The organism is Pseudarthrobacter sp. CCNWLW217, from assembly GCF_037203985.1.
Lineage (GTDB): Bacteria > Actinomycetota > Actinomycetes > Actinomycetales > Micrococcaceae > Arthrobacter.
Window position 1 is genome coordinate 40,009 of record NZ_JBBCBT010000004.1, and the last position, 19,686, is coordinate 59,694.

Sequence of the window (19,686 nt, forward strand, 5' to 3'; positions counted from 1 at the left end):
GGCGTACAGAGGCCGAGGGCGAAGGATCGTCCGTCGCGGGCACTTCGGTGGGTTCATTCTTAACGTCTGTCCCGAAAGGACTACTGCCGTTATGGCCAAGATCATTGCATTTGATGAAGAGGCACGCCGCGGCCTTGAGCGGGGCCTGAACATCCTCGCCGACGCCGTTAAGGTCACCCTCGGCCCGCGTGGACGCAACGTCGTCCTCGAAAAGAAGTGGGGCGCCCCCACGATCACCAACGATGGTGTTTCCATCGCCAAGGAGATCGAGCTGGACGATCCTTATGAGAAGATCGGCGCCGAGCTGGTCAAGGAAGTTGCCAAGAAGACTGATGACGTCGCTGGCGACGGCACCACCACGGCCACCGTGCTCGCCCAGGCACTGGTTAAGGAAGGCCTGCGCAACGTCGCGGCCGGCGCCGATCCGCTGTCCCTCAAGCGCGGCATCGAGAAGGCTGTAGAAGCCGTCACGGTGGAGCTGCTCGCTTCGGCCAAGGAAATCGAAACCAAGGAAGAGATCGCCGCCACGGCTTCCATCTCTGCCGGTGACGACGAAATTGGTGCCCTCATTGCCGAGGCCCTGGATAAGGTCGGCAAGGAAGGTGTTATCACCGTCGAGGAGTCCAACACCTTCGGCCTGGAGCTTGAACTCACCGAAGGCATGCGCTTCGACAAGGGTTACATCTCCGCGTACTTCGTCACCGACACCGATCGCCAGGAAACGGTCCTCGAGGACCCGTACATCCTGATCGTCAACTCCAAGATCTCCAACGTCAAGGAACTGGTTGCTGTCCTGGAAAAGGTCATGCAGTCCAACAAGCCGTTGCTGATCATTGCCGAGGACATCGAGGGCGAGGCCCTGGCCACCCTGATCGTCAACAAGATCCGTGGCACCTTCAAGTCCGTCGCCGTCAAGGCTCCGGGCTTCGGCGACCGCCGCAAGGCTCAGCTGGCCGACATCGCCGTTCTGACCGGCGGCCAGGTCATTGCCGAGGAAGTTGGCCTCAAGCTCGAGACCGCTGGCCTGGAACTCCTGGGACGCGCCCGCAAGGTTGTTGTCACCAAGGACGAAACCACCATCGTTGAAGGTGCCGGCGACGCCGACCAGATCGCTGGCCGCGTTTCCCAGATCCGCGCCGAGATCGAAAACTCCGATTCCGACTACGACCGCGAGAAGCTGCAGGAACGCCTGGCCAAGCTGGCCGGCGGCGTTGCAGTCATCAAGGCCGGTGCCGCAACCGAGGTTGAGCTCAAGGAACGCAAGCACCGCATTGAGGACGCTGTCCGCAATGCAAAGGCTGCCGTTGAAGAAGGCATCGTCGCCGGTGGTGGCGTTGCACTGATCCAGGCTGGCGCCAAGGCGTTCGCGAACCTGAACCTGACCGGTGACGAAGCAACGGGCGCCAACATCGTCCGCGTTGCCATCGACGCCCCGCTGAAGCAGATTGCCTTCAACGCCGGCCTTGAGCCGGGCGTTGTTGTGGACAAGGTCCGCGGCCTGCCCGCAGGCCATGGCCTGAACGCTGCAACCGGCGAATACGTCGACCTGCTTGCTGCCGGCATCAATGACCCCGTCAAGGTGACCCGCTCTGCCCTGCAGAACGCGGCCTCCATCGCCGGCCTGTTCCTCACCACTGAGGCTGTCGTGGCCGACAAGCCGGAGAAGAACGCTCCGGCCATGGGTGGCGGCGACGACATGGGCGGCATGGGCGGCTTCTAGTCTCCAAGCGCCCGGAATACGTTCCGCGCAAACAATGCGGCCCCCTCCGTTTGGAGGGGGCCGCATTTGTGCATCTTGGCAGGCTCTGCAGCCGCCGGGCTCCGCTACTTCCGTGCCGTTGCCAGCATTCCTTCGACTTCTTTCTTGAAGGCTTCGGCTGCTGCCTGCGGAGTCAGGCGGTCGTACAGGACCTCGTCGGTGTACCGCTTGATGACGTTCTGGACGCTGCCCGCGCCCACCGGCGGGACGGGTGGAGCGTCGGCGATGTCCGGCGCGATGTCCTTCAGGAAGGCCACAACGGTTGTGTCTGCGGGCTTGAGGGTGGACGTGATGCTCTCGACGATCTCAGAGTTGCTGGGGACGCCGCGGTCAGTCATGAGGATGGCACCGGCAGCCGGGCTGTTCGCCAGGTAATTAATGAAGGTTGCGGCCGCCTCAGGATGCTTGGAGCGAGAAGACGCAGACCAGAACATCGTGGGCTTGTAGTACATGCCGTTGTCTGCGGACTTACCGTCCAGGCTGGGGGCGCGGAGCATTTTGATGCTGCTGCCTGTAGTGGTTTCCAGCGAGCCGAGCTGGTTGGTCCACCACCACGCCATGCCGACCCGGTTGGTGCCGAACAGGCTCTCCTCCAAGCCTGCGCCGGAGTCCTCGGTGGCCACGGTGGCGGGCGGGCTTGCCTGCGAGTCACGCTGTTCCTTAAGCCGCTCCCAGAAGGAAGCAGCGGTGGCTGTGTCGAAATCCAGCTTTCCGTCCTGTGAGTAGAGGTTCTCGCCGTGCTGCCGAAGCCAGATGATGAGGTCTGCTTCGTTGCTGCCATAGGCCGCACCGTAGCTCTTCCCGTTACCCGCCGCGCTGAGCTTCGCGGCAGTGTCCATGAAGTCACTCCACGTCCACGTGGTGTCGTCGGGTAAAGGGACATTGGCTGCCTCGAAGACCTTGGTGTTGGCCATGATGACGTAAGCATTCTTGCCGGTGCTCAGGCCATACTGTGCGTCGTCGTATTGGCCGGAAGCTAGTGATTCCTTGTCCAGCTTGGAGGTGTCGACCCCGCTTTGCTTGGACAGGTCAAGCAGTGCTCCGCGGCCGCCGTACTCGGCGATGTACTTCTGGTCCATCTGGATGACATCCGGTGCATCGTTGGCGGCGGTCTTAGTGGCCAGTTTGTCCCAATAGCTGGCCCATTCGCCGGGCTCGGATTCGATCTGGATGTTGGGATGCTCAGCCTCGAACGCGTCGATGACCTTTTCGGTCTGGGCGTTGAGGTACTCGTTGCCCCACCAGGCGAAACGCAGGGTGACCTGGTCGTTGCTGCTGGATCCTGCGGGCGCGCCGCAGCCGGTGGCGAGCAGCGACACCGCGACGGCGACTGCGCCGAGCTGGAATCTCCTACGGCTGATGGCCTGAATCTTCATTGATGTGCCTTCCTCGAAGGGTGGGGTCCACCCCGCCTGTGTTCCCTTGCCGCGTCCATGACGGTGGGAGAGTCTCGAGTGAGAAAGCGTTTTCTCACTCAGGTTTCCGATTCTGCCCCGCATCGACTTCAGCGTCAAGAGTTTTCGGTAAGCGGTTTCCCGGCAGTCGCCGAATTCCATGTCGGCGTCGTCTGGCAGGATGGTTCCGTGACGATTACTGCAGCGGCCGACGGTTCGGCTCTAGGAAATCCAGGTCCGGCTGGCTGGGCATGGTACGTGAACGACGACTGCTGGCGTGCCGGAGGGTGGCCTCACGGCACCAATAACCAGGGCGAGCTGATGGCCGTGCTGGACCTGTTCCGTGCCACAGCCCACGTTCCCCACGAAGACCTGAGAGTTTTATGCGACAGCCAGTACGTGATCAACTCCATTACCAAATGGATGCCTGGATGGAAGCGCAAGGGGTGGCGGAAAGCGGACGGAAAGCCAGTCCTGAACGTTGAACTGTTCAAGGAATTGGACCGGGAACTTGCCGGGCGGAAGTACACGTTTGAATGGGTCAAGGGGCATGCGGGCCACGACCTCAATGAGGCCGCTGACGAACGGGCCAGGGCCGCGGCCACCGCATACCAGCAGGGCGTTGCTGCCCGCTCCGGTCCGGGATTCGCCGGCGCGCCGGGCCACGTGGGCGCCAAGACTCCTGCCGCGGCCGGTGCGGCGGCGGGTATAGGCGGATCTGTTGGTTCCAATAATGCTGCCTTGTCCAATCACCAGGAGCTGCTGAGCGAGCCAGATCTGTTCAGCGAGCTGGAGGAAGATCCGCTGGCCACCCCTGGCGCCCCCGGGAAGTCGCCGGAGGAAATCGTTGAGGCCCTCGAACGGGAGCTGCTGGGCCCCGACGTTCGGGGCGACATCGGCCGCACGGGTGTCCTGCTGCATCCCGACTTCATGGAGATTGGAAGCTCGGGGAGGGCGTGGACCCGCGAGGCGATGATGCTCGCGCTGGAGGAAGATCCCGGTGAGCGGACGGAGCTGGAAATACTGGGCGCGGACCGCATCGGAACCGGCGCGGTCCTGCTGACCTACCGCAGCTACGCGCGTTCAGGGACAACGCTCCGCAGCTCCTTGTGGGTCCTCGACAACGGCCGCTGGCGGCTCCGCTTCCATCAGGGAACGCCCGAAGCCTGAAAGCAGGCATCGCCGTGGCGGCGAGGCCTCTACGGGCACCGCGCGTTGCCTCCACGTCCGGCCGCCGTTCTCAGCTAAAACGCTGGGTGTTGCCCTGCTCGGCTTGGGCATAGGTGGCCGCGGCCGAGGCCAGTGCAAGGTTGATTGACGCAAGCGAGGCCTCCACCTTGCCCTGGGTCAGGGTCCACTCCGATATCAGCGCCTGGAAGTTGGTGGCGGCCGAGCCCCGCCAGGTGGACTGTAGCTCGTCCAGGCCGCGCTTCATGGCCTGGACGTCGGCGCTGATCCGGTCCACTGTCGCTTTGACGTTGGCGGACTTGAGCTGGAGGAGTTCGGTGTCAACGGAAATGATGCTCATGGCTGCTGCCTTTCAGATGGTGGACAGTCAGGCTGTCCGGTCCGGCGGCTCCGGACCACTGCCATGAGCCTATGGAGCCGGACGCAGCCAGGGCCACGGGCAGTTGCTATATGTGGATAACGCGGCCGTCGTTGGCGCTTCCGCCGTCGCCATGATCCTGCCCACCGGTGTCCTGGACTTCGCGAATCCGTCCCTGGCCGGGTTCGCCTTGTGGGTCCTGTCCTTCGTCCTCGTCCCGTGTGGGCAGGCTGACCACCAGGGTGGCGCCGCCGCCGTCCGTGGCCTGGACCCTGACGCTGCCGCCATGTGAGCCGACGATTGCCGCGACGATGGCCAACCCCAGACCGCTGCCGCCCGTGTCTCTGGTCCGCGACGTATCCGCGCGGTAGAAGCGCTCGAAGACCCTGGAGGCGTCGTCGTCGGAAATCCCGGGGCCGTGGTCCCTGACCTCGATCACGGAGGCCGGCTGGCCGCCGTCGGACATCCTGACGCCCACCGCCAGCTCGATCGGGCTGCCGTCCGGCGTGTAGCGCAGGGCGTTACCGACCAGGTTGCCTACCACCTGGCGCAGTTTTGCTTCGTCCCCGAGGACGGGGGCGGGCGCCGCATTGTCGCCGTCGAGCCCAACCAGTGAAATGGTGCGCGTACGGTCACTGGCCTGGGTGTCCACCACGGCGTCATGGGCGATCAGCTGGAGGTCAACCGGCTTCTGCTGGAGGGGCCGCTGTTCGTCCAGGCGGGCCAGGAGCAGGAGGTCTTCCACCATGGAACCCATCCGCTTGGCTTCACTTTCGATGCGGCCCATCGCGGTGGCGACGTCGGCATCCGTAGCGAGGGCGCCATGGCGGTACAGCTCCGAGAAGCCCCGGATGGTCACCAGCGGTGTGCGGAGTTCGTGCGAGGCATCGGCTGCAAAGCGGCGCATCCGGCCCTCGGAGGCTGTCCTGGCGGCAAACGCCGTTTCGATGTGCGCCAACATGGCGTTCAGCGAACTGGCCAGCCTGCCCACCTCCGTGCCGGGATTCTCGACTTCCACGCGCCGGGACAGGTCGCCGGCGGCGATGGCGGCAGCGGTCTTCTCAACCCGGGCCAGTGGACGGAAGGACCGCGACACGGTCCAGCTGGCAATCAGTGAGGCGAGCAGGAGCGTCAGCAGTCCCACGCCTGTCACCACCAGCGTGGCGTGCTTGAGGACGTCGTCCACGCTCTGCAGCGGCAGGCCGATGACAACCACGGCGCTGCGTCCGTTGTTCAGGACGGGCACGGCCACCACCCGCCAGTTCTGGCCGTCGGTGCCGCGGACCTGGTAGGGGCGGGTTCCCAGATCCTGCGCTTGATCCGCGGTGATGTTGCTGATGTCCGGGCGGTTCACGGCATCACCGCCGAACGGGTAGGGATCCTCGCCCGGGGTGTAGAGAATCAGGGAGTAGTCGGTGGGTACCGGATTGGGTGCCTGCAATTGTGTGAAGGACCGCTGTCTGTGGGCCAGTTCGACGGCGGCATTGAGTTTGTCATCCACCTGGCCTTGGAGGTAGCTATGGAGCAGCGTCAGGGTGCCCGCGCCGGTCACCGTCAGCGCAACGATCAGCAACGCCATGATGATGGCGACGAGCTGGGACCTCAGGGAGGCCGATTTCCACCGCTCCAGCAAGGTCAGCGCTTCTCTGCCGTCCGGAGCACGTAGCCCACCCCGCGCTTGGTCTGGATCAGGGCCGGCGCCTCCGGGTCAATGTCCACCTTGCGGCGGAGATAGGAGATATAGGACTCCACGATGGAGGCGTCCCCGTTGAAGTCGTACTCCCAGACATGGTCCAGGATCTGGGACTTTGAGAGCACCCGGTTGGGGTTCAACATGAGGTAGCGGAGGAGCTTGAACTCTGTGGGGGAGAGCTCGATGACGGTGCCGCCACGCCGGACTTCGTGGGCGTCGTCGTCGAGCTCCAGGTCATCAACGCGAATGACGGCGTCGTCGTCGAGCAGCGGCTGGGTACGGCGGAGGACGGCGCGGATCCGCGCCACCACCTCGTCCAGGCTGAAGGGTTTGGTGACGTAGTCGTCGCCGCCCACAGTGAGGCCGGTGACCTTGTCCTCGGTGTCATCCTTGGCAGTCAGGAACAGTACGGGAAAGTGCTTCCCGGAGGCACGGAGCCGGCGCGTGACCGTGAAGCCATCCATGTCCGGAAGCATCACGTCCAGGACGGCCAGGTCGGGGGAGTGGAGTTCAGCGGCGGCCAGGGCATCGCGCCCGTTGCCCGCGGAGACGACCTCGAAACCTGCGAACCGGAGGGAGGTGGACAGCAGTTCGCGGATGTTGGGTTCGTCATCAACAACAAGGAGCTTCGCCTCTGGGCCGTTCTTCTTCATACTCCCATGATGCTCCCAGAGTCTGGGAGTTTTCTGGATGGATGGTGGGTGTTCTTCGTGAAAGGCAAAACAGGGCCCCTGCCACCGCATGCAGGGACCCTGGTTTTGGTGCCGACAGGCACCCCGTAAGACCTATCCGGCCTGCTCTACATCCTTGGCATCCATGATCCGGTAGGCGTAGCCCTGCTCGGCCAAAAACCGCTGGCGCTTGGCCGCGAAATCCTGGTCCAGGGTGTCCCTTGCAACCAGCGAGTAGAAGCGGGCTGCCCGCCCGTCTTTCTTGGGACGCAACAGGCGGCCCAGCCGCTGCGCTTCCTCCTGGCGGGATCCGAAGGAGCCGGAAACCTGGATGGCTACGGAAGCCTCGGGCAGGTCGATGGAAAAGTTGGCCACTTTGGACACCACCAGTGTCTGCACGTCACCGGCTCGGAACGCGTCGAAGAGCTTCTGCCGTTCCTTGACGGACGTATCGCCCTTGATGACCGGAGCGTTGAGGCGCTCGCCGATTTCGTCCAGCTGGTCGATGTACTGCCCGATCACCAGCAGCGGCTCGCCCACATGCTTGGCTACGAGCTGTTCCACGATCTGCGTCTTGGTCTCGGATGTGGAGCACAGCCGATACTTGTCGGCGTCCTCTGCCATCGCGTAGGCGACGCGCTCGTCGCGGGGAAGGTCCACCCGGACTTCGACACAGTCGGCCGGGGCGATGTACCCCTGCGATTCGATGTCCTTCCAGGGCGCGTCGTACCGCTTGGGCCCGATCAGGCTGAAGACTTCGCCTTCGCGCCCGTCCTCCCTGACGAGGGTGGCGGTGAGGCCCAGCCGGCGTCGTGCCTGCAGGTCTGCCGTCATGCGGAAGATCGGGGCGGGAAGCAGGTGCACTTCGTCGTAGATGATCAGGCCCCAGTCGTTGCCGTCCACGAGCTCCAAATGCGGATACAGTCCGCCGCGTTTGGTGGTGAGGACCTGGTACGTGGCGATGGTGACAGGCCGGACTTCCTTGACCGCCCCGGAGTACTCACCTATTTCGTCCTCGGTCAGCGAAGTGCGTTTGAGCAACTCGTCCTTCCACTGCCGGGCAGCCACCGTGTTGGTCACCAGGATGAGGGTGGTTGTGGAACTGACGGCCATGGCCGCTGCCCCCACCAGAGTCTTACCCGCACCGCACGGAAGGACCACCACCCCGCTGCCCCCGGCCCAAAAGTTTTCCGTGGCCAGCCGTTGGTAGGGGCGCAGCTTCCAGCCGTCCTCATTTAAAGCGATCAGGTGCGGCGTGCCGTCCACATAGCCGGCGAGGTCCTCCGCCGGCCAGCCGATTTTCAGCAGCAGCTGCTTGAGCTGGCCCCGCTGCGAGGAATGGACCACGATGGTTTCGCCGTCGATCCGTGGCCCCAACAAGGGCTGGATTTTCTTGGCCCGGATGACCTCTTCCAGCACGGGGTAGTCGTCAGTGCGCATGACCAGGCCGTGCTGCGGATCCTTTTCCAGCCTCAGCCGCCCGTACCGGGACATGGTCTCTTCGACGTCGATCAGCAGCGAATGCGGCACCGGGAAGCGTGAGTACTTCAGCAGCGTGTCCAGGACCTTTTCCGCGTCCAGCCCCGCGGCCCGCGCGTTCCACAGGCCCAGCGGCGTCAGCCGGTAACTGTGCATGTGTTCCGGGGCGCGCTCGAGCTCGGCGAACGGGGCAATGGCGTGGCGGGCTTCGGTGGCCAGTTCATGGTCCACCTCAAGCAGTATGGTCTTATCGCTCTGGACAATCAGCGGTCCGTCGTTCACGCGGTGGCGTCCTTTACTGGCGCAGTTCCCCTGCGGCCTCGATATCAATGATCCGGTGGATGGAAACCACCCGTTCGGTCTCCCGCGCCGGATCGAAGACCCTGACCCGTCCACCACTTACCGATAAGGGAACAACCGTCTCCAGGCTCGCATTCCCCCCACCGTCCACGACATTCATGCTCACAGTCTGCTTGAGCCGGATGGCCCGCTGCAGGGTCTCCAGCCCAAGCTGGGTTGCGGTTTCCCCGGACCCGGACTGGGGTGGGGACACGGACGACGGCGGGACGCCGGCCCCCGGTCCTCCCACCGCTTCCTGGCCATCGTGGATGCCGGAGGGTGAGGTTTTGTGATGGCGCAGGACAGACAGCTGGGCATCCATCTCCGCTTCGGCCGGCGCGGTCCGCGGGGCGGTGTATACCGGACGGGTGCTCCCCGGTGCCTGCGTGGTGCGGCGCAGCCGGACCACCGACGGTTCGGATTCCTCCACTGACGGCGAGAGCCCCATGCTGCGCAGGACCTGTGCCGTTTCGCGTGGGGGCGCCTTGGATATGAGCACTGTGGGCGCGATTCTCACGAGGCCAAGGCCGGAGGCCTTTGATTCGGAGGCCAGCTCCAGCACGGCGGTCTCGTCGTCGCTCTGGACAAAGCTCGCGGCCATCCCCACTCGCAGCCGTCCGTGGCGCGAGGCCGTGTCCTCTACCAGGTATTCCAGGGGTTGCGGCACAGCGGTGGCGGAGTGCTCCCTCAGGAAGCCCAGCAGGCTCGCCGCATCCTGCCCTGCCTCCAAGGCGCGGCGCACGGACGCAGCAGAAAACCGGTAGATCGTTGCCGGACCCTGCCCTTCGGCGTCGGCCATCAACAGCAGTTTTTCGCTGAGCTCGGGACTGAGGTACCCCGGGGCAACGGCCGTGAGATCGGCCTGGAGCAGCACGTGGTTCAGGGCAGCGGGAAGGTGCTCACCGAGGATCCCCAGCGCTTCATCGGGCTTGTCCTCGGCGATCGCGCTTCCCAGCTGGCTGAGCGCCCCTGAACCGGTCAGGCCAAGCATGTCGGCCTCCGCCAGCACGCCGCGGATCAGCGAACTGAAGCGCCGCGCCATCCGGGGCTGTTCCCATTCAGCCCGCTGCAGCACAGCCGCCGCGTCCAGGACGGGGGCGTGGGCGTCGGGAGCTGTGGCCTCATTGGTGAGTTGGTTCAGGATTTCCAGGATCCTTTTCCGGACAACGGGAGCATCAGGCCGTTGCGCTTCGGCCGAGAGCGCGTTGATGGTGGCGCCGGCTGCGCCGCGATGGGCAACTGCCGGTGCGTTCGGCTGCCCACTGACGGGCTGGCCCACCAGAGACGGGACGCGTTCACTTGCCAGCCACGCATTAACCAGCCACAGCCATTGCTCCTGCCGCGGCAGGAGCAGCCATTCCAGTTCCGGAGGCTGCACCCAGGCAGAGGAATCCACATCAAGGCGGATCAGGCCGGATAGGGCACAGAGCTCCACCAGCAAGCCCGCACGATGCTGCTCAATCCGCAGCGTTTCCGCGACCCGCCTCATCTCCCGTACCCCCACGCCGCCGGTGCGCAATGTTGCCAGTGGCTGTTCCCTGACTGCGTAAAGAAGCTCGCCCACCAGCCGAAGCGTTTCCGCAATGGCACCCAGCGCGGCGTTCCGGCGGAGTGCAGCTGTCGTGTGGCCAAGTTCAGGAACGGGCGGCGAAAGGGTGAAGTCGTTGATAATCGCACCGCCCCGGAGGGACACGCCCACGCTGTGCGGGAGTTCCACGTGGGCTGCGTCCAAGGGGACCAGCAGGCCGCGGGCCAGCAGCCAGTCAACGGGCCCGACGTCGGCGGTTTCGTTGGTCACGGATGCTTTCCGTTGCGCTTGGGGGACAGCACCCATGGCCCAGTTTCCGAATCGGGCCAGTAACGCCGTGGTACGTTCCGGTGCATCCGCCAGGATCTGCTGCAGCGACTCCGGCGACGACGTCCAGTGCTGCAGGGCAAGCGCTGCTTCCATAGGCGTGGTGGCTTCCTGGACGGGCACGCCGCTGCGGTGCAACTCGGCAACCAGCTGTACCACGCGCTGGGCGAACGCCGGCTGCAGGCGGACCAGTTCCGTGTAGCTGCGGCCCAGCCCGGCCGGGTAGATGCCCACGACATCCCGAAGGGACCCCACCGGGAGGTAGAAGCGCTGGCGGTGTCCGGTAGGGGTTGTTCCGTGCGGGGGATCCGCCCGGTGCACGAGCGCGAGGTCCTGAAGGGAGGCCAGGATCCGGTCAACGGCGGCCACCGAAGCACCGGGAATGAACTTCCGCAGCCCGGCGGCGCACGCGCTGTGGGCCGTGTCCGTATTTGTGCAGAGATGGAGGGTCTCCAGGACCTGCATCTGTGGTTTGTTCAGGCGTTCCAGTGCCCGCTGGACACTTACCCTGGCGCTGGCACGCGCCGCGAGGGCGGAAAAGTCCGGAACGGCAGGCGAGATAAGGTCCGGCCGCGCGGCGAACAGTGCCCGCAACGACTCGTCGCTGCGTGCCTCCAGCTCTTTGCTCAACGCGCGGATAAGGGACATCAGTCCAACGTTACCGTCCGCCGGACTTTCCTGCCCGGCGCCGTCCCGCCACACTGTCCAGGATCAGGAAGAGCATCAGCAGGAAGGCCAGCGGCAGGCCGTAGAGGGCCGTTGAGGTGACCCACACGGGGGCTGCCGAGCCGGCAAAGGCCAGCGCCATCACCGCGCCCACTGCCATCAGTGAGAGCAAGGCGACCGCTGCCGCACAGATCATCAGGGGACGCCGGTAACGCGAGGGTGTCATGGACGTAACGCTAACAGTCCTTCGGCAGGCGATGGTGTGAAGGAGGGAAAGCAGGATTCGGGCGTGCGGCAGGATAACCTTGAAGTAACAGACCAACTCGGCCCGGGCAGTCATACCCTGAACCCGCATATCAATGCGGATGCGGTGACTGCCGGTCGTGTCTCAAGACGTCAGAACGAAGAAGGTTGATTACGTGCCTACCGGCAAGGTCAAGTGGTATGACAAGGAAAAGGGTTTCGGATTCCTCGCGGGCGAGGACGGCCAGGAAGTGTTCCTGCCCAAATCATCGCTGCCTGAGGGCATTACTGAGCTGAAGGCTGGAACCCGGGTGGAGTTCGGCGTTGCCGACGGCCGCAAGGGTGCCCAGGCCCTGGGCCTGCGCGTCCTGGATAAGACGCCGTCCATCGCCAAAGCCAAGCGGCCCAGCGCCAAGGACCTGGCACCATTGGTGCAGGATCTCGTCAGCGTGCTGGACAACCTCTCCGGCACCCTGTCCGCCGGCAAGTACCCGGAAGGCAACAAGGGTAAGGCCATCGCCGCAGCCCTGCGTAAGGTTGCCGACGAGCTGGACGTTTAGGCCTGCTGATGAACCCGGAAGCTGAACAGCCGGACCCCGCGGCAGCGGATCAGGCAGGCGCCGCCATCGAACCGTCAGCGGGAGCCGCGGCGAAGGCCGCCCCGGCCGCCACCGAAACCAAGCGCCGTGCGGGTGTCCCCGTCTGGCGTATCGGAAAACCGGACGCCTTCCTCGCCGCCGCAGTTGACGTAGCCCGGACCGCCGTTGAAGGCATCACTGCGGCCTCGACAATAGGCGCCCACCTCGGTGCCAAGAGTGAGGGCGACCGCCTGGTGACGCACCTCTTTGAGTCGCGCCTGCCCGGATACCAGGGGTGGCAGTGGTTTGCCGTCCTGACGCGTAACTCGCGGTCCAAGGTGGTCACGGTCAGTGAACTTGGACTGTTGCCCTCAGAGGACTCCATCCTTGCCCCCGAGTGGGTGCCTTGGGCAGAACGCGTGCGCCCCGAGGACGCCCAGGACGCCGAAGCCCTGGAGGTGGTTGGGGCACCGGACATCGAGGAAGGTCCGGACACCAACGTGCCTGGCCCGGAAGCGCTGGATGGCGAAGGGACTGTCGCGGAGGAAGCTGATGCTGAAGACGCCGAAGAGCCTGACGTCGATGAGCGTGACGCCGAAGAGCCCGACGCTGACGAGCGTGACGCCGAATAATCGGCGAGCAGACACGCGACTCACACTAAACGCAGACGGCGCCGTCCGGGACCAAAGTCCGGACGGCGCCGTCGAGCGTTAAGAGCCCAATATTGCCCCAGGCATCCTGACGCCTCATACCCATCGATTGCTCCGTAGGCGCCCTTTAGGGGCCCCAAAAGGGCGTTGCTGGAGCAATCGATGAGTGGGTGGCGGACTACTTGCGCAGTTCGCCCACCACAAAGTCGATGCAGGCCAGCAGCGCAGAGACATCTGCCGGTTCGATTGCCACGAATGTGGCGATCCTGAGCTGGTTGCGGCCCAGCTTGCGGTAGGGCTCCGTGTCTACAATGCCGTTGGCACGCAGCACCTTGGCAACGGCAGTGGCGTCAATGGAGTCGTCAAAGTCGATCGTCGCGATAACGTTTGAGCGCTCCTCTGCCTTGGCCACGAAAGGCGTGGCAAACTCGGAAGCCTCAGCCCAGCTGTAAATCCGGCCGGCAGAGTCCGCTGTACGGGCCGACGCGAAGTCCAGGCCGCCGTTGCTGTTCAGCCACTGCACCTGGGCATCCAGGGTCACCAGGGTGGAGAGCGACGGCGTGTTGTAGGTCTGGTTCAGGCGGGAGTTCTCGATCGCCGTCTGGAGGTCCAGGAAGTCGGGGATCCAGCGGTCGCTGGCCTTGATCCTGGCGGCACGCTCCAGCGCTGCCGGGGAAAAGAGGCCCAGCCACAGGCCGCCGTCGGACGCGAAGTTCTTCTGCGGTGCGAAGTAGTACACGTCTGCCTCGGCAACATCAACGTCCAGGCCACCTGCGGCGGACGTGGCGTCCACCAGGACGAGCGCGCCCTCATCCACACCGGAGACGCGCTTCACGGGCGCCGAAACACCGGTGGAGGTCTCGTTCTGCGGCCAGGCGTAGACGTCAACGCCGGCCTCGGCCTGGGCAACCGGCCGCGTACCGGGCTCGGACTTGATGATCGAGGAGGCGTCCAGGAACGGTGCCTTGTTGGTGGCTGAGGCAAACTTGGAGCCGAATTCGCCGAAGGACAGGTGCTGGGCCTTCTTCTCAACGAGGCCAAAGCTGGCAATATCCCAGAATGCTGTGGAACCGCCCACGCCCAGTACTACCTCGTACCCGTCAGGGGCACGGAAGAACTGGCTCAGGCCTTCGCGGACCGAACCGACAAGGTTCTTGACCGGAGCCTGGCGGTGGGACGTGCCCAGAATGGTCGTGGACGCCGCCGAGAGTGCTTCAATCTGTTCCGGCCTGACTTTGGAAGGTCCTGCGCCGAACCGTCCGTCCTTTGGCAGGAGGTCGGCAGGAATAGTGATGCTGTTTTCGCTCACAAGGGCTCCAATTCGGCGTGGACGTGACACATGTCCGGGACGGTGGGGTGGCCGGCAGTCGTCAGTGACCGCAACGAGGACCTCCTATATTCTGCCTGAACCGCTGATTCGGCGGGAACCGGCTGCGTCATAGTCCAGCCTTTGAGACAGGCTGGAGGGGCCGTAGGAATTATCCGGACAAATTCAAAATAGGCTAAGCTTTTCAACGGACTACGTCGCTGTCGGTACGCGATACGGTGGGACAACGCAAGGTAATGCGCTCGAGGAGCTGAGCTGGATGACGGATCTGATCGATACTACGGAGATGTATCTTCGGACCATTTTGGAGCTTGAGGAAGAGAACATCGTTGCTCTTCGCGCCCGCATTGCCGAACGGCTGCGGCACTCCGGACCCACGGTGTCCCAAACGATTGGCCGGATGGAACGCGACGGCCTGGTGGTGGTCTCCGGAGACCGTCATCTGGAACTGACGGAAACCGGGCGTAAACGGGCCACCGAGGTCATGCGCAAGCACCGGCTCGCGGAGCGCCTCCTGGCGGATGTTATCGGCCTGGACTGGGCGTACGTCCATGACGAAGCGTGCCGCTGGGAGCACGTGATGAGTGAGCGCGTCGAGCGGCGCATCTACGAAATGCTGAACCACCCCACTGAATCGCCCTATGGCAATCCCATCCCTGGCCTGGCGGCATTGGGAGGCCAGGCGTCGTCGCCCTTCACGGACGGTGTGATTAATCTCCTGGAAGCCATGAAGGGCTATGGCCCCGGATCCACCGTGGTTGTCAGCAGGCTGGCAGAACCCATCCAGGTGGACCCTGAGCTGCTGACCCAGCTGGACGAGGGCGGGATCCGGCCGGGCGCCCCGATTTCGCTGGAGCGCGTGGGAGACTACATTTCGGTCCGGGTCCCCGGGATCGAAGGGGCACTGGAGCTTCCCCCCGAAGTGGCGGCGCACGTATTCGTATCCGTCCGCTGACCTCTGACGGAGCGCCCGGGTTACCCCAATGAATAGGCTTTAAGCAAAGATAACGGAATTGTTACTGTCCGGCTTAATCGCCTATAGTTAACGCCAAGCGTCGATACAAAAGCGTTACCTGATCTGGAGCCGAGCTCTGCCAGCAGATCAGTAGTACGAGTCACCAACTGGCAGAGGCGGGGGAACCACAACCGGCAGTCGCAAGGCTGCCTTGGGGTGAAGTCCGTCAGCAGCAAGCCTCTTCCAGCGAAGGATCCTCACGGGATATCTCTGCGCCGAAGCTTGCTTACGGCGGACCGGGTCTATGAACTCTCTGACCCGAATCCGACAGCTAACTTCGCAGGCTTTCCAGAGAGGAACCGTTCTTGACCATGCAGAATTCCAGGGGCCGCCGCCGCGCAGCGGGCCCCGTAGCAGCGCCCCGCGTTGCTGCAGCTGTGGCCGCGGACAGGCCCCGGGATCCACAGCGCGATGCGCGCCGCCGCCGGGGACCCTTCCGGCAAATCACTGACTTCGCAGCGGCCAGTGGGGTGGGCCAAAAGGCCGGCATCGCCCTCGCGGCCACCGGCCTGGTGCTCACAGTCACCGTCCCTGCCACCAGTCCCGTCCTGGCCACGCCGGACGCCGGTCAGCAGACATCGGCTGTTTCCGCAGCTCCGCAGCCTGAAATCTCCGCCGAAGCAGCCGCAAAAATCGACTTCAGCCGCTCATCCGTAGTCACCATGGGTGATCCGGACGGCAAGCTCAAGCAACTCTTGAGCGCCCAGTCAGCGGGGTCCATCACCCGGGCCGCCTCCGCCGGCAGCCTCGGTGCTCCGCTGGCGAGCCTGGTTACGGCCTCCCCATTCGGCTATCGCGTGAGTCCTATCACTGGCGGCTCCGGTGACTTCCACCGCGGCCAGGACTACGTGGCACAGTGCGGCACGTCTGTCCTGGCGGCCGCCAGCGGCACTGTGACCTTTGCGGGATGGCACCAGTTTGGCGGAGGTAACCGCGTGGTCGTGGACCACGGCAACGGCCTTGAAACGACGTACAACCACCTGTCTTCCTTCAACGTCAAGGTTGGCCAAACGGTCAGCCGAGGCGAGGTAGTGGCGCTCAGCGGCACCACCGGCGCCTCCACAGGCTGCCACCTCCATTTCGAGGTCCAGGTCAATGGCGAAGTCGTTGACCCCACCGGCTGGCTCTAGCCCAACTGATGGAAAACTCTCACATTTGCGTGACATGCCGTGACCTGAATGTGACATTCGCTCTGAACTGCTGTACCGTCTAACTTGCGTCAACTTTTCCGAAGTTGACGTTCTTGAGTGGATTGCCTAGCTCTGCCACCGCTCAAGGTCCGTTCGCATGACATCGTCTGGCAGGGGCGGGGGAACCAATTTTGGCCTTTGAAGTTCGAAGGCCTTGGGGTTAAGTCGCAAAGCTTCCTGTGGAAGCGGCGTGGCCGGGTGAACTCCCATCCGAATCCGACAGCTCACCTCGTAGGCATTGGGAGAGGCTACCTTCGTGTCTTCACGCCATAATTCTGCGCGTCACCGCGCACAAACGGTTCGCACCAACCCGTTGGGCCCCGTGTCCAAGGCTGTCAGTGCAAATGCCGGGACCGTCGGTCGCCAAGCTGCTGTCATCGCAGCTGCATCAGGTCTGATCCTGAGCATGGGGCTTCCGGCCAACGCAGCGGACACCACCGCTGGCGTTTCCGCCTCCACCGAGTCCGGCTCGCAGACGGCGCTTGCCGTCACCGCTGCCCCCACCGCCACCGTCTCCTTCGAACGCCCCGTGGTCAAGACCACGCCGGCCCCGAAGGTCGAAACGGTCCGTGCACAGTCCACTGACACGGAACGGGCAGCAGGCGCAAAGGCCCCCGCAGCCAGCAAGCTGACGGACGCGGTATCTTCCGCGGCCGCCTCCGGCCTGGCCGCAATCGCCTACACCGGAATCGGCCACCCCTACGTCTGGGGCGGCACTTCGCCCAACGGCTGGGACTGCTCCGGCTTCACCCAGTGGGTGTACGCCCAGGCAGGCATCAGCATTCCCCGTGTAAACGCGTGGACGGCAATGACCCCCACGTCAACACCGTCTCCCGGTGACCTTGTTATGCAGAATGGCGGCGCACACGTAGGCATCTACGTTGGCAACGGCATGATGATCAGCGCCCTGAACCCGTCACAGGGAACGCTGCTGCACTCCGTGGCCTCCACGGGCGGCGGATCCTTCTACACCCTGAAGTAGAAGAACCGCGCCCGCTAGAACACTTTTCGCTAAATCCCCGTTCGGGGTGTGCCGGCGTACCCCCAAGATGCCGGCGCACCCAAAGCCCTTGGCCTGCCTGTGCGGTCCTGAGGAAAACGAAAGAGAGAAATAATGACTACACGTGCAATTGCTGCACGGCACCGCGCGGAGGTCACCACGACCAACTCGCTGGCTGTCATTGCCAAGGCCCTCGGCGACAACGCCGGTGGCATGGGTCGCCAGGCCGCGGTTATCGCTGCTGCCTCCGGCCTGGTCCTGACCAGTGGTATCGCCGCCAACGCTGCAGACACCAACGTTCAGCGCGAATCGGCTTCCGCTTCCAACGTTGAGGTTGAGGTTGCCGCTCCGGCGGTCATTTCGGCCGCTTCCACCATTGCCATCTCCTACGAGAAGCCCGCGGTGACCACCACGCCGGCTCCCGTGGTTGAAGCGCCGGAACCTGAGCCTGAGGTTGAGGCTCCCGCACCCGCCGCTCAGGCTGTTTCCACCGTCAAGGTAGCGGCTGCAGCTCCGAAGGCACCTGTGGCCGCCAGCAGCAAGGGCCAGGCCATCCTGTCCGCAGCCTACGCCCAGCTGGGCGTCAACCAGGACTGCACCATGCTGGTCACCAACTCCCTGGCCGCTGTGGGCATCAACTTCCACGACTGGCCTGCAGGTTACCTGTCCCTGGGCCAGACCGTAAGTGCCGCCGAGGCCCAGCCCGGCGACCTGATCTACTACGCCGATGGCGGTGCGGGCGTTGCCCACGTGGCTGTCTACGCCGGCAACGGCCAGGCCGTACACGGTGGCTACAACGGCAACCAGACCGTTGTTTTCAGCGCCAACGTTGGCTCCGGCCCGGTTTTCATCCGCGTCAGCTAATTTCCGTAGCAACGCTTGGCAAGGACCCCCGCCCTACGGCGGGGGTCCTTGCGCTTTAACGGCGCAGCCGGGCCCAGACCCGGTAAGAGGCGATCGACACGGGCGCACCCCGAAACCATGGATTAGTTGATCCCGGGTTTCTTTGTTTACTCTTGTGGTGTCGATCCATAGCCCGGACATGCCGAGGGCAGCCGGCCCTCGCGCCCCTGACGGGTGCGGCCGTGAAGAGGTACGTGCATGCGCACTCTCGTTCTGAATGCTGGATATGAACCGCTGGCGGTAATCACCTTCCGCCGGGCGCTGGTCCTTGTGCTCACGGGGAAGGCAAGCGTTGTAGCCGAAGGCGAGGACCCTGTAGTGGGGCCACAGGAGATTCTGGGCCGCCCGTCCGTGATCCTCCTGAACCGCTACATCCGCCCCCGGTACAACCAGACCACCGCCGTGAGCCGCCGTGGCGTGCTGCGCCGGGACGGACACCGGTGCGCCTACTGCGGAAAAGCAGCCCACACCATTGACCACGTCCAGCCCAAGTCCCGCGGCGGTGCAGATTCCTGGGAAAACCTCGTGGCCGCCTGCCTACGCTGCAACAACGTCAAAGGCGACCACACGCCGGGGGAGATGGGGTGGAAGCTCCGGTTCACCCCGGAACCACCGCATGGGACCATCTGGCAAATCAAGGAGCTGGAGAAACCCACACCGGCGTGGGATCCCTTCCTGTTGCCTGAACGGGCTGCCTGACCCGGCTGAAAGCACGGACAACACCCGCCCCGCTAGGCTGGAGTGGTGGCTCCTGATACATACGAATTTGACGCGGTAATCCTTGCGGGCGGCCGTTCGTCCCGTCTGGGTGGCGTCCCCAAGCAGTCATTGATTTACGACGGCGACACCCTCCTGCAGCGGTCCCTCGCAGCAGCCGGGGGTGCCCGGAGGGCCGTGGTGGTCGGCCCGGACCCGGGACGCCTGCCCGAGGGGGTCCTCAGGTGTCGGGAAGAACCGCCGTTTGCCGGTCCGGCGTCGGCCATTGCAGCAGGCTTGGCCGCGCTCGATGGAACCGCCGGGCCGCGTCCTCCCTTCACGCTCTTGCTGGCCTGCGACATGCCCAGGGTGGGCCAGGCCATTGATGCCCTTCGGCGGTCGCTTGGTCCTGGCGACGGCGCCATGGCCATTTCGCCGGATGGCCACCGCCAACCCCTGGTGGGCTTTTACAGCACTCCCGCACTCCACCGTTCAGTACAGGACCTTGACTCCCGCGGGGCCTTAATGAACGGTTCAGTATCCGCTCTCCTTGCTAGGCTGGACGTGCAGCTTGTCACCGTCCCGGCGGGCTCTACGGATGACGTAGACACCTGGGATGATGCCGCCGCGCTTGGAGTGGCCGGCCGGGAACCACGATGAGGTACCGGACCTGCATGGCCGC

The 19,686-nt window shown here is 64.4% G+C and carries 18 protein-coding genes and 2 riboswitches; of the genes, 10 read left to right on the forward strand and 8 right to left on the reverse strand.

Features of this window, described 5'->3' with window-relative positions:
- Positions 1-91: 91 nt before the first annotated feature.
- The gene (gene groL / locus V9L18_RS06295; protein ID WP_337346328.1) at positions 92-1,720 is read left to right on the forward strand and encodes a chaperonin GroEL; all 1,629 of its coding nucleotides are present in this window, start codon (positions 92-94) and stop codon (positions 1,718-1,720) included.
- A 104-nt stretch (positions 1,721-1,824) separates the two neighbouring features.
- On the opposite strand, the gene V9L18_RS06300 is transcribed toward groL, so the two are convergent.
- Positions 1,825-3,135 (reverse strand): ABC transporter substrate-binding protein, encoded by a 1,311-nt coding sequence (locus V9L18_RS06300; RefSeq protein ID WP_337346329.1) that lies wholly within the window; start codon positions 3,133-3,135, stop codon positions 1,825-1,827.
- 207 nt (positions 3,136-3,342) lie between these two features.
- On the opposite strand from V9L18_RS06300, the gene V9L18_RS06305 reads away from it, so the two are divergent.
- Positions 3,343-4,323, forward strand: a complete 981-nt coding sequence (locus V9L18_RS06305; RefSeq protein WP_337346330.1) for a ribonuclease HI family protein — start codon at positions 3,343-3,345, stop codon at positions 4,321-4,323.
- A gap of 70 nt (positions 4,324-4,393) precedes the next feature.
- On the opposite strand, the gene V9L18_RS06310 is transcribed toward V9L18_RS06305, so the two are convergent.
- The 6 genes from V9L18_RS06310 to V9L18_RS06335 form a co-directional block, all read right to left on the reverse strand.
- Complete coding sequence (locus tag V9L18_RS06310; protein ID WP_337346331.1) at positions 4,394-4,681, reverse strand: WXG100 family type VII secretion target; 288 nt, start codon at positions 4,679-4,681, stop codon at positions 4,394-4,396.
- A 106-nt stretch (positions 4,682-4,787) separates the two neighbouring features.
- Positions 4,788-6,332 carry a sensor histidine kinase gene (locus V9L18_RS06315; RefSeq protein WP_337346332.1) on the reverse strand — a complete coding sequence of 515 codons (1,545 nt, stop codon included), beginning with the start codon at positions 6,330-6,332 and terminating at the stop codon, positions 4,788-4,790.
- A gap of 2 nt (positions 6,333-6,334) precedes the next feature.
- Positions 6,335-7,045: a response regulator transcription factor gene (locus V9L18_RS06320; RefSeq protein WP_337346333.1), complete on the reverse strand. Its 711-nt coding sequence runs from the start codon at positions 7,043-7,045 to the stop codon at positions 6,335-6,337.
- A 132-nt stretch (positions 7,046-7,177) separates the two neighbouring features.
- Positions 7,178-8,824 carry a DNA repair helicase XPB gene (locus V9L18_RS06325; RefSeq protein ID WP_337346334.1) on the reverse strand — a complete coding sequence of 549 codons (1,647 nt, stop codon included), beginning with the start codon at positions 8,822-8,824 and terminating at the stop codon, positions 7,178-7,180.
- Between the two features lie 13 nt (positions 8,825-8,837).
- Positions 8,838-11,384: a helicase-associated domain-containing protein gene (locus tag V9L18_RS06330; RefSeq protein WP_337346335.1), complete on the reverse strand. Its 2,547-nt coding sequence runs from the start codon at positions 11,382-11,384 to the stop codon at positions 8,838-8,840.
- 10 nt (positions 11,385-11,394) lie between these two features.
- Positions 11,395-11,628 (reverse strand): hypothetical protein, encoded by a 234-nt coding sequence (locus tag V9L18_RS06335; RefSeq protein WP_337346336.1) that lies wholly within the window; start codon positions 11,626-11,628, stop codon positions 11,395-11,397.
- Between the two features lie 193 nt (positions 11,629-11,821).
- Here V9L18_RS06335 and V9L18_RS06340 point away from each other — a divergent pair, with 193 nt between their 5' ends.
- On the forward strand, positions 11,822-12,205 hold the full coding sequence (locus V9L18_RS06340) for a cold-shock protein (protein ID WP_214962901.1): 384 nt from the start codon (positions 11,822-11,824) through the stop codon (positions 12,203-12,205).
- 8 nt (positions 12,206-12,213) lie between these two features.
- Positions 12,214-12,855, forward strand: coding sequence for a DUF3027 domain-containing protein (locus V9L18_RS06345; protein ID WP_337346337.1), 642 nt, complete (start codon positions 12,214-12,216; stop codon positions 12,853-12,855).
- A gap of 196 nt (positions 12,856-13,051) precedes the next feature.
- Here the strand turns inward: V9L18_RS06345 and serC are convergent, their stop codons facing one another.
- Complete coding sequence (serC, locus tag V9L18_RS06350; protein WP_337346338.1) at positions 13,052-14,182, reverse strand: phosphoserine transaminase; 1,131 nt, start codon at positions 14,180-14,182, stop codon at positions 13,052-13,054.
- A 277-nt stretch (positions 14,183-14,459) separates the two neighbouring features.
- Between serC and V9L18_RS06355 the strand changes: the two genes are divergently transcribed.
- The 6 genes from V9L18_RS06355 to mobA all read left to right on the forward strand — a co-directional run bounded on the left by V9L18_RS06355 (position 14,460) and on the right by mobA (position 19,664).
- Positions 14,460-15,155, forward strand: coding sequence for a metal-dependent transcriptional regulator (locus V9L18_RS06355; protein ID WP_337346339.1), 696 nt, complete (start codon positions 14,460-14,462; stop codon positions 15,153-15,155).
- 148 nt (positions 15,156-15,303) lie between these two features.
- A riboswitch (cyclic di-AMP (ydaO/yuaA leader) is annotated at positions 15,304-15,516 on the forward strand.
- A 10-nt stretch (positions 15,517-15,526) separates the two neighbouring features.
- Entirely contained in the window at positions 15,527-16,345 is an 819-nt protein-coding gene (locus V9L18_RS06360; RefSeq protein ID WP_337346340.1) for a M23 family metallopeptidase, read from the forward strand.
- 148 nt (positions 16,346-16,493) lie between these two features.
- Positions 16,494-16,657: riboswitch (cyclic di-AMP (ydaO/yuaA leader) on the forward strand.
- Between the two features lie 70 nt (positions 16,658-16,727).
- Entirely contained in the window at positions 16,728-17,387 is a 660-nt protein-coding gene (locus tag V9L18_RS06365; protein WP_337346535.1) for a C40 family peptidase, read from the forward strand.
- A gap of 132 nt (positions 17,388-17,519) precedes the next feature.
- On the forward strand, positions 17,520-18,269 hold the full coding sequence (locus V9L18_RS06370) for an NlpC/P60 family protein (RefSeq protein WP_337346341.1): 750 nt from the start codon (positions 17,520-17,522) through the stop codon (positions 18,267-18,269).
- A gap of 237 nt (positions 18,270-18,506) precedes the next feature.
- Complete coding sequence (locus tag V9L18_RS06375; protein WP_066286886.1) at positions 18,507-19,007, forward strand: HNH endonuclease; 501 nt, start codon at positions 18,507-18,509, stop codon at positions 19,005-19,007.
- Positions 19,008-19,052: 45 nt separating this feature from the next.
- Positions 19,053-19,664: a molybdenum cofactor guanylyltransferase gene (gene mobA, locus V9L18_RS06380; RefSeq protein WP_337346342.1), complete on the forward strand. Its 612-nt coding sequence runs from the start codon at positions 19,053-19,055 to the stop codon at positions 19,662-19,664.
- The last annotated feature ends 22 nt before the right edge of the window (positions 19,665-19,686 follow it).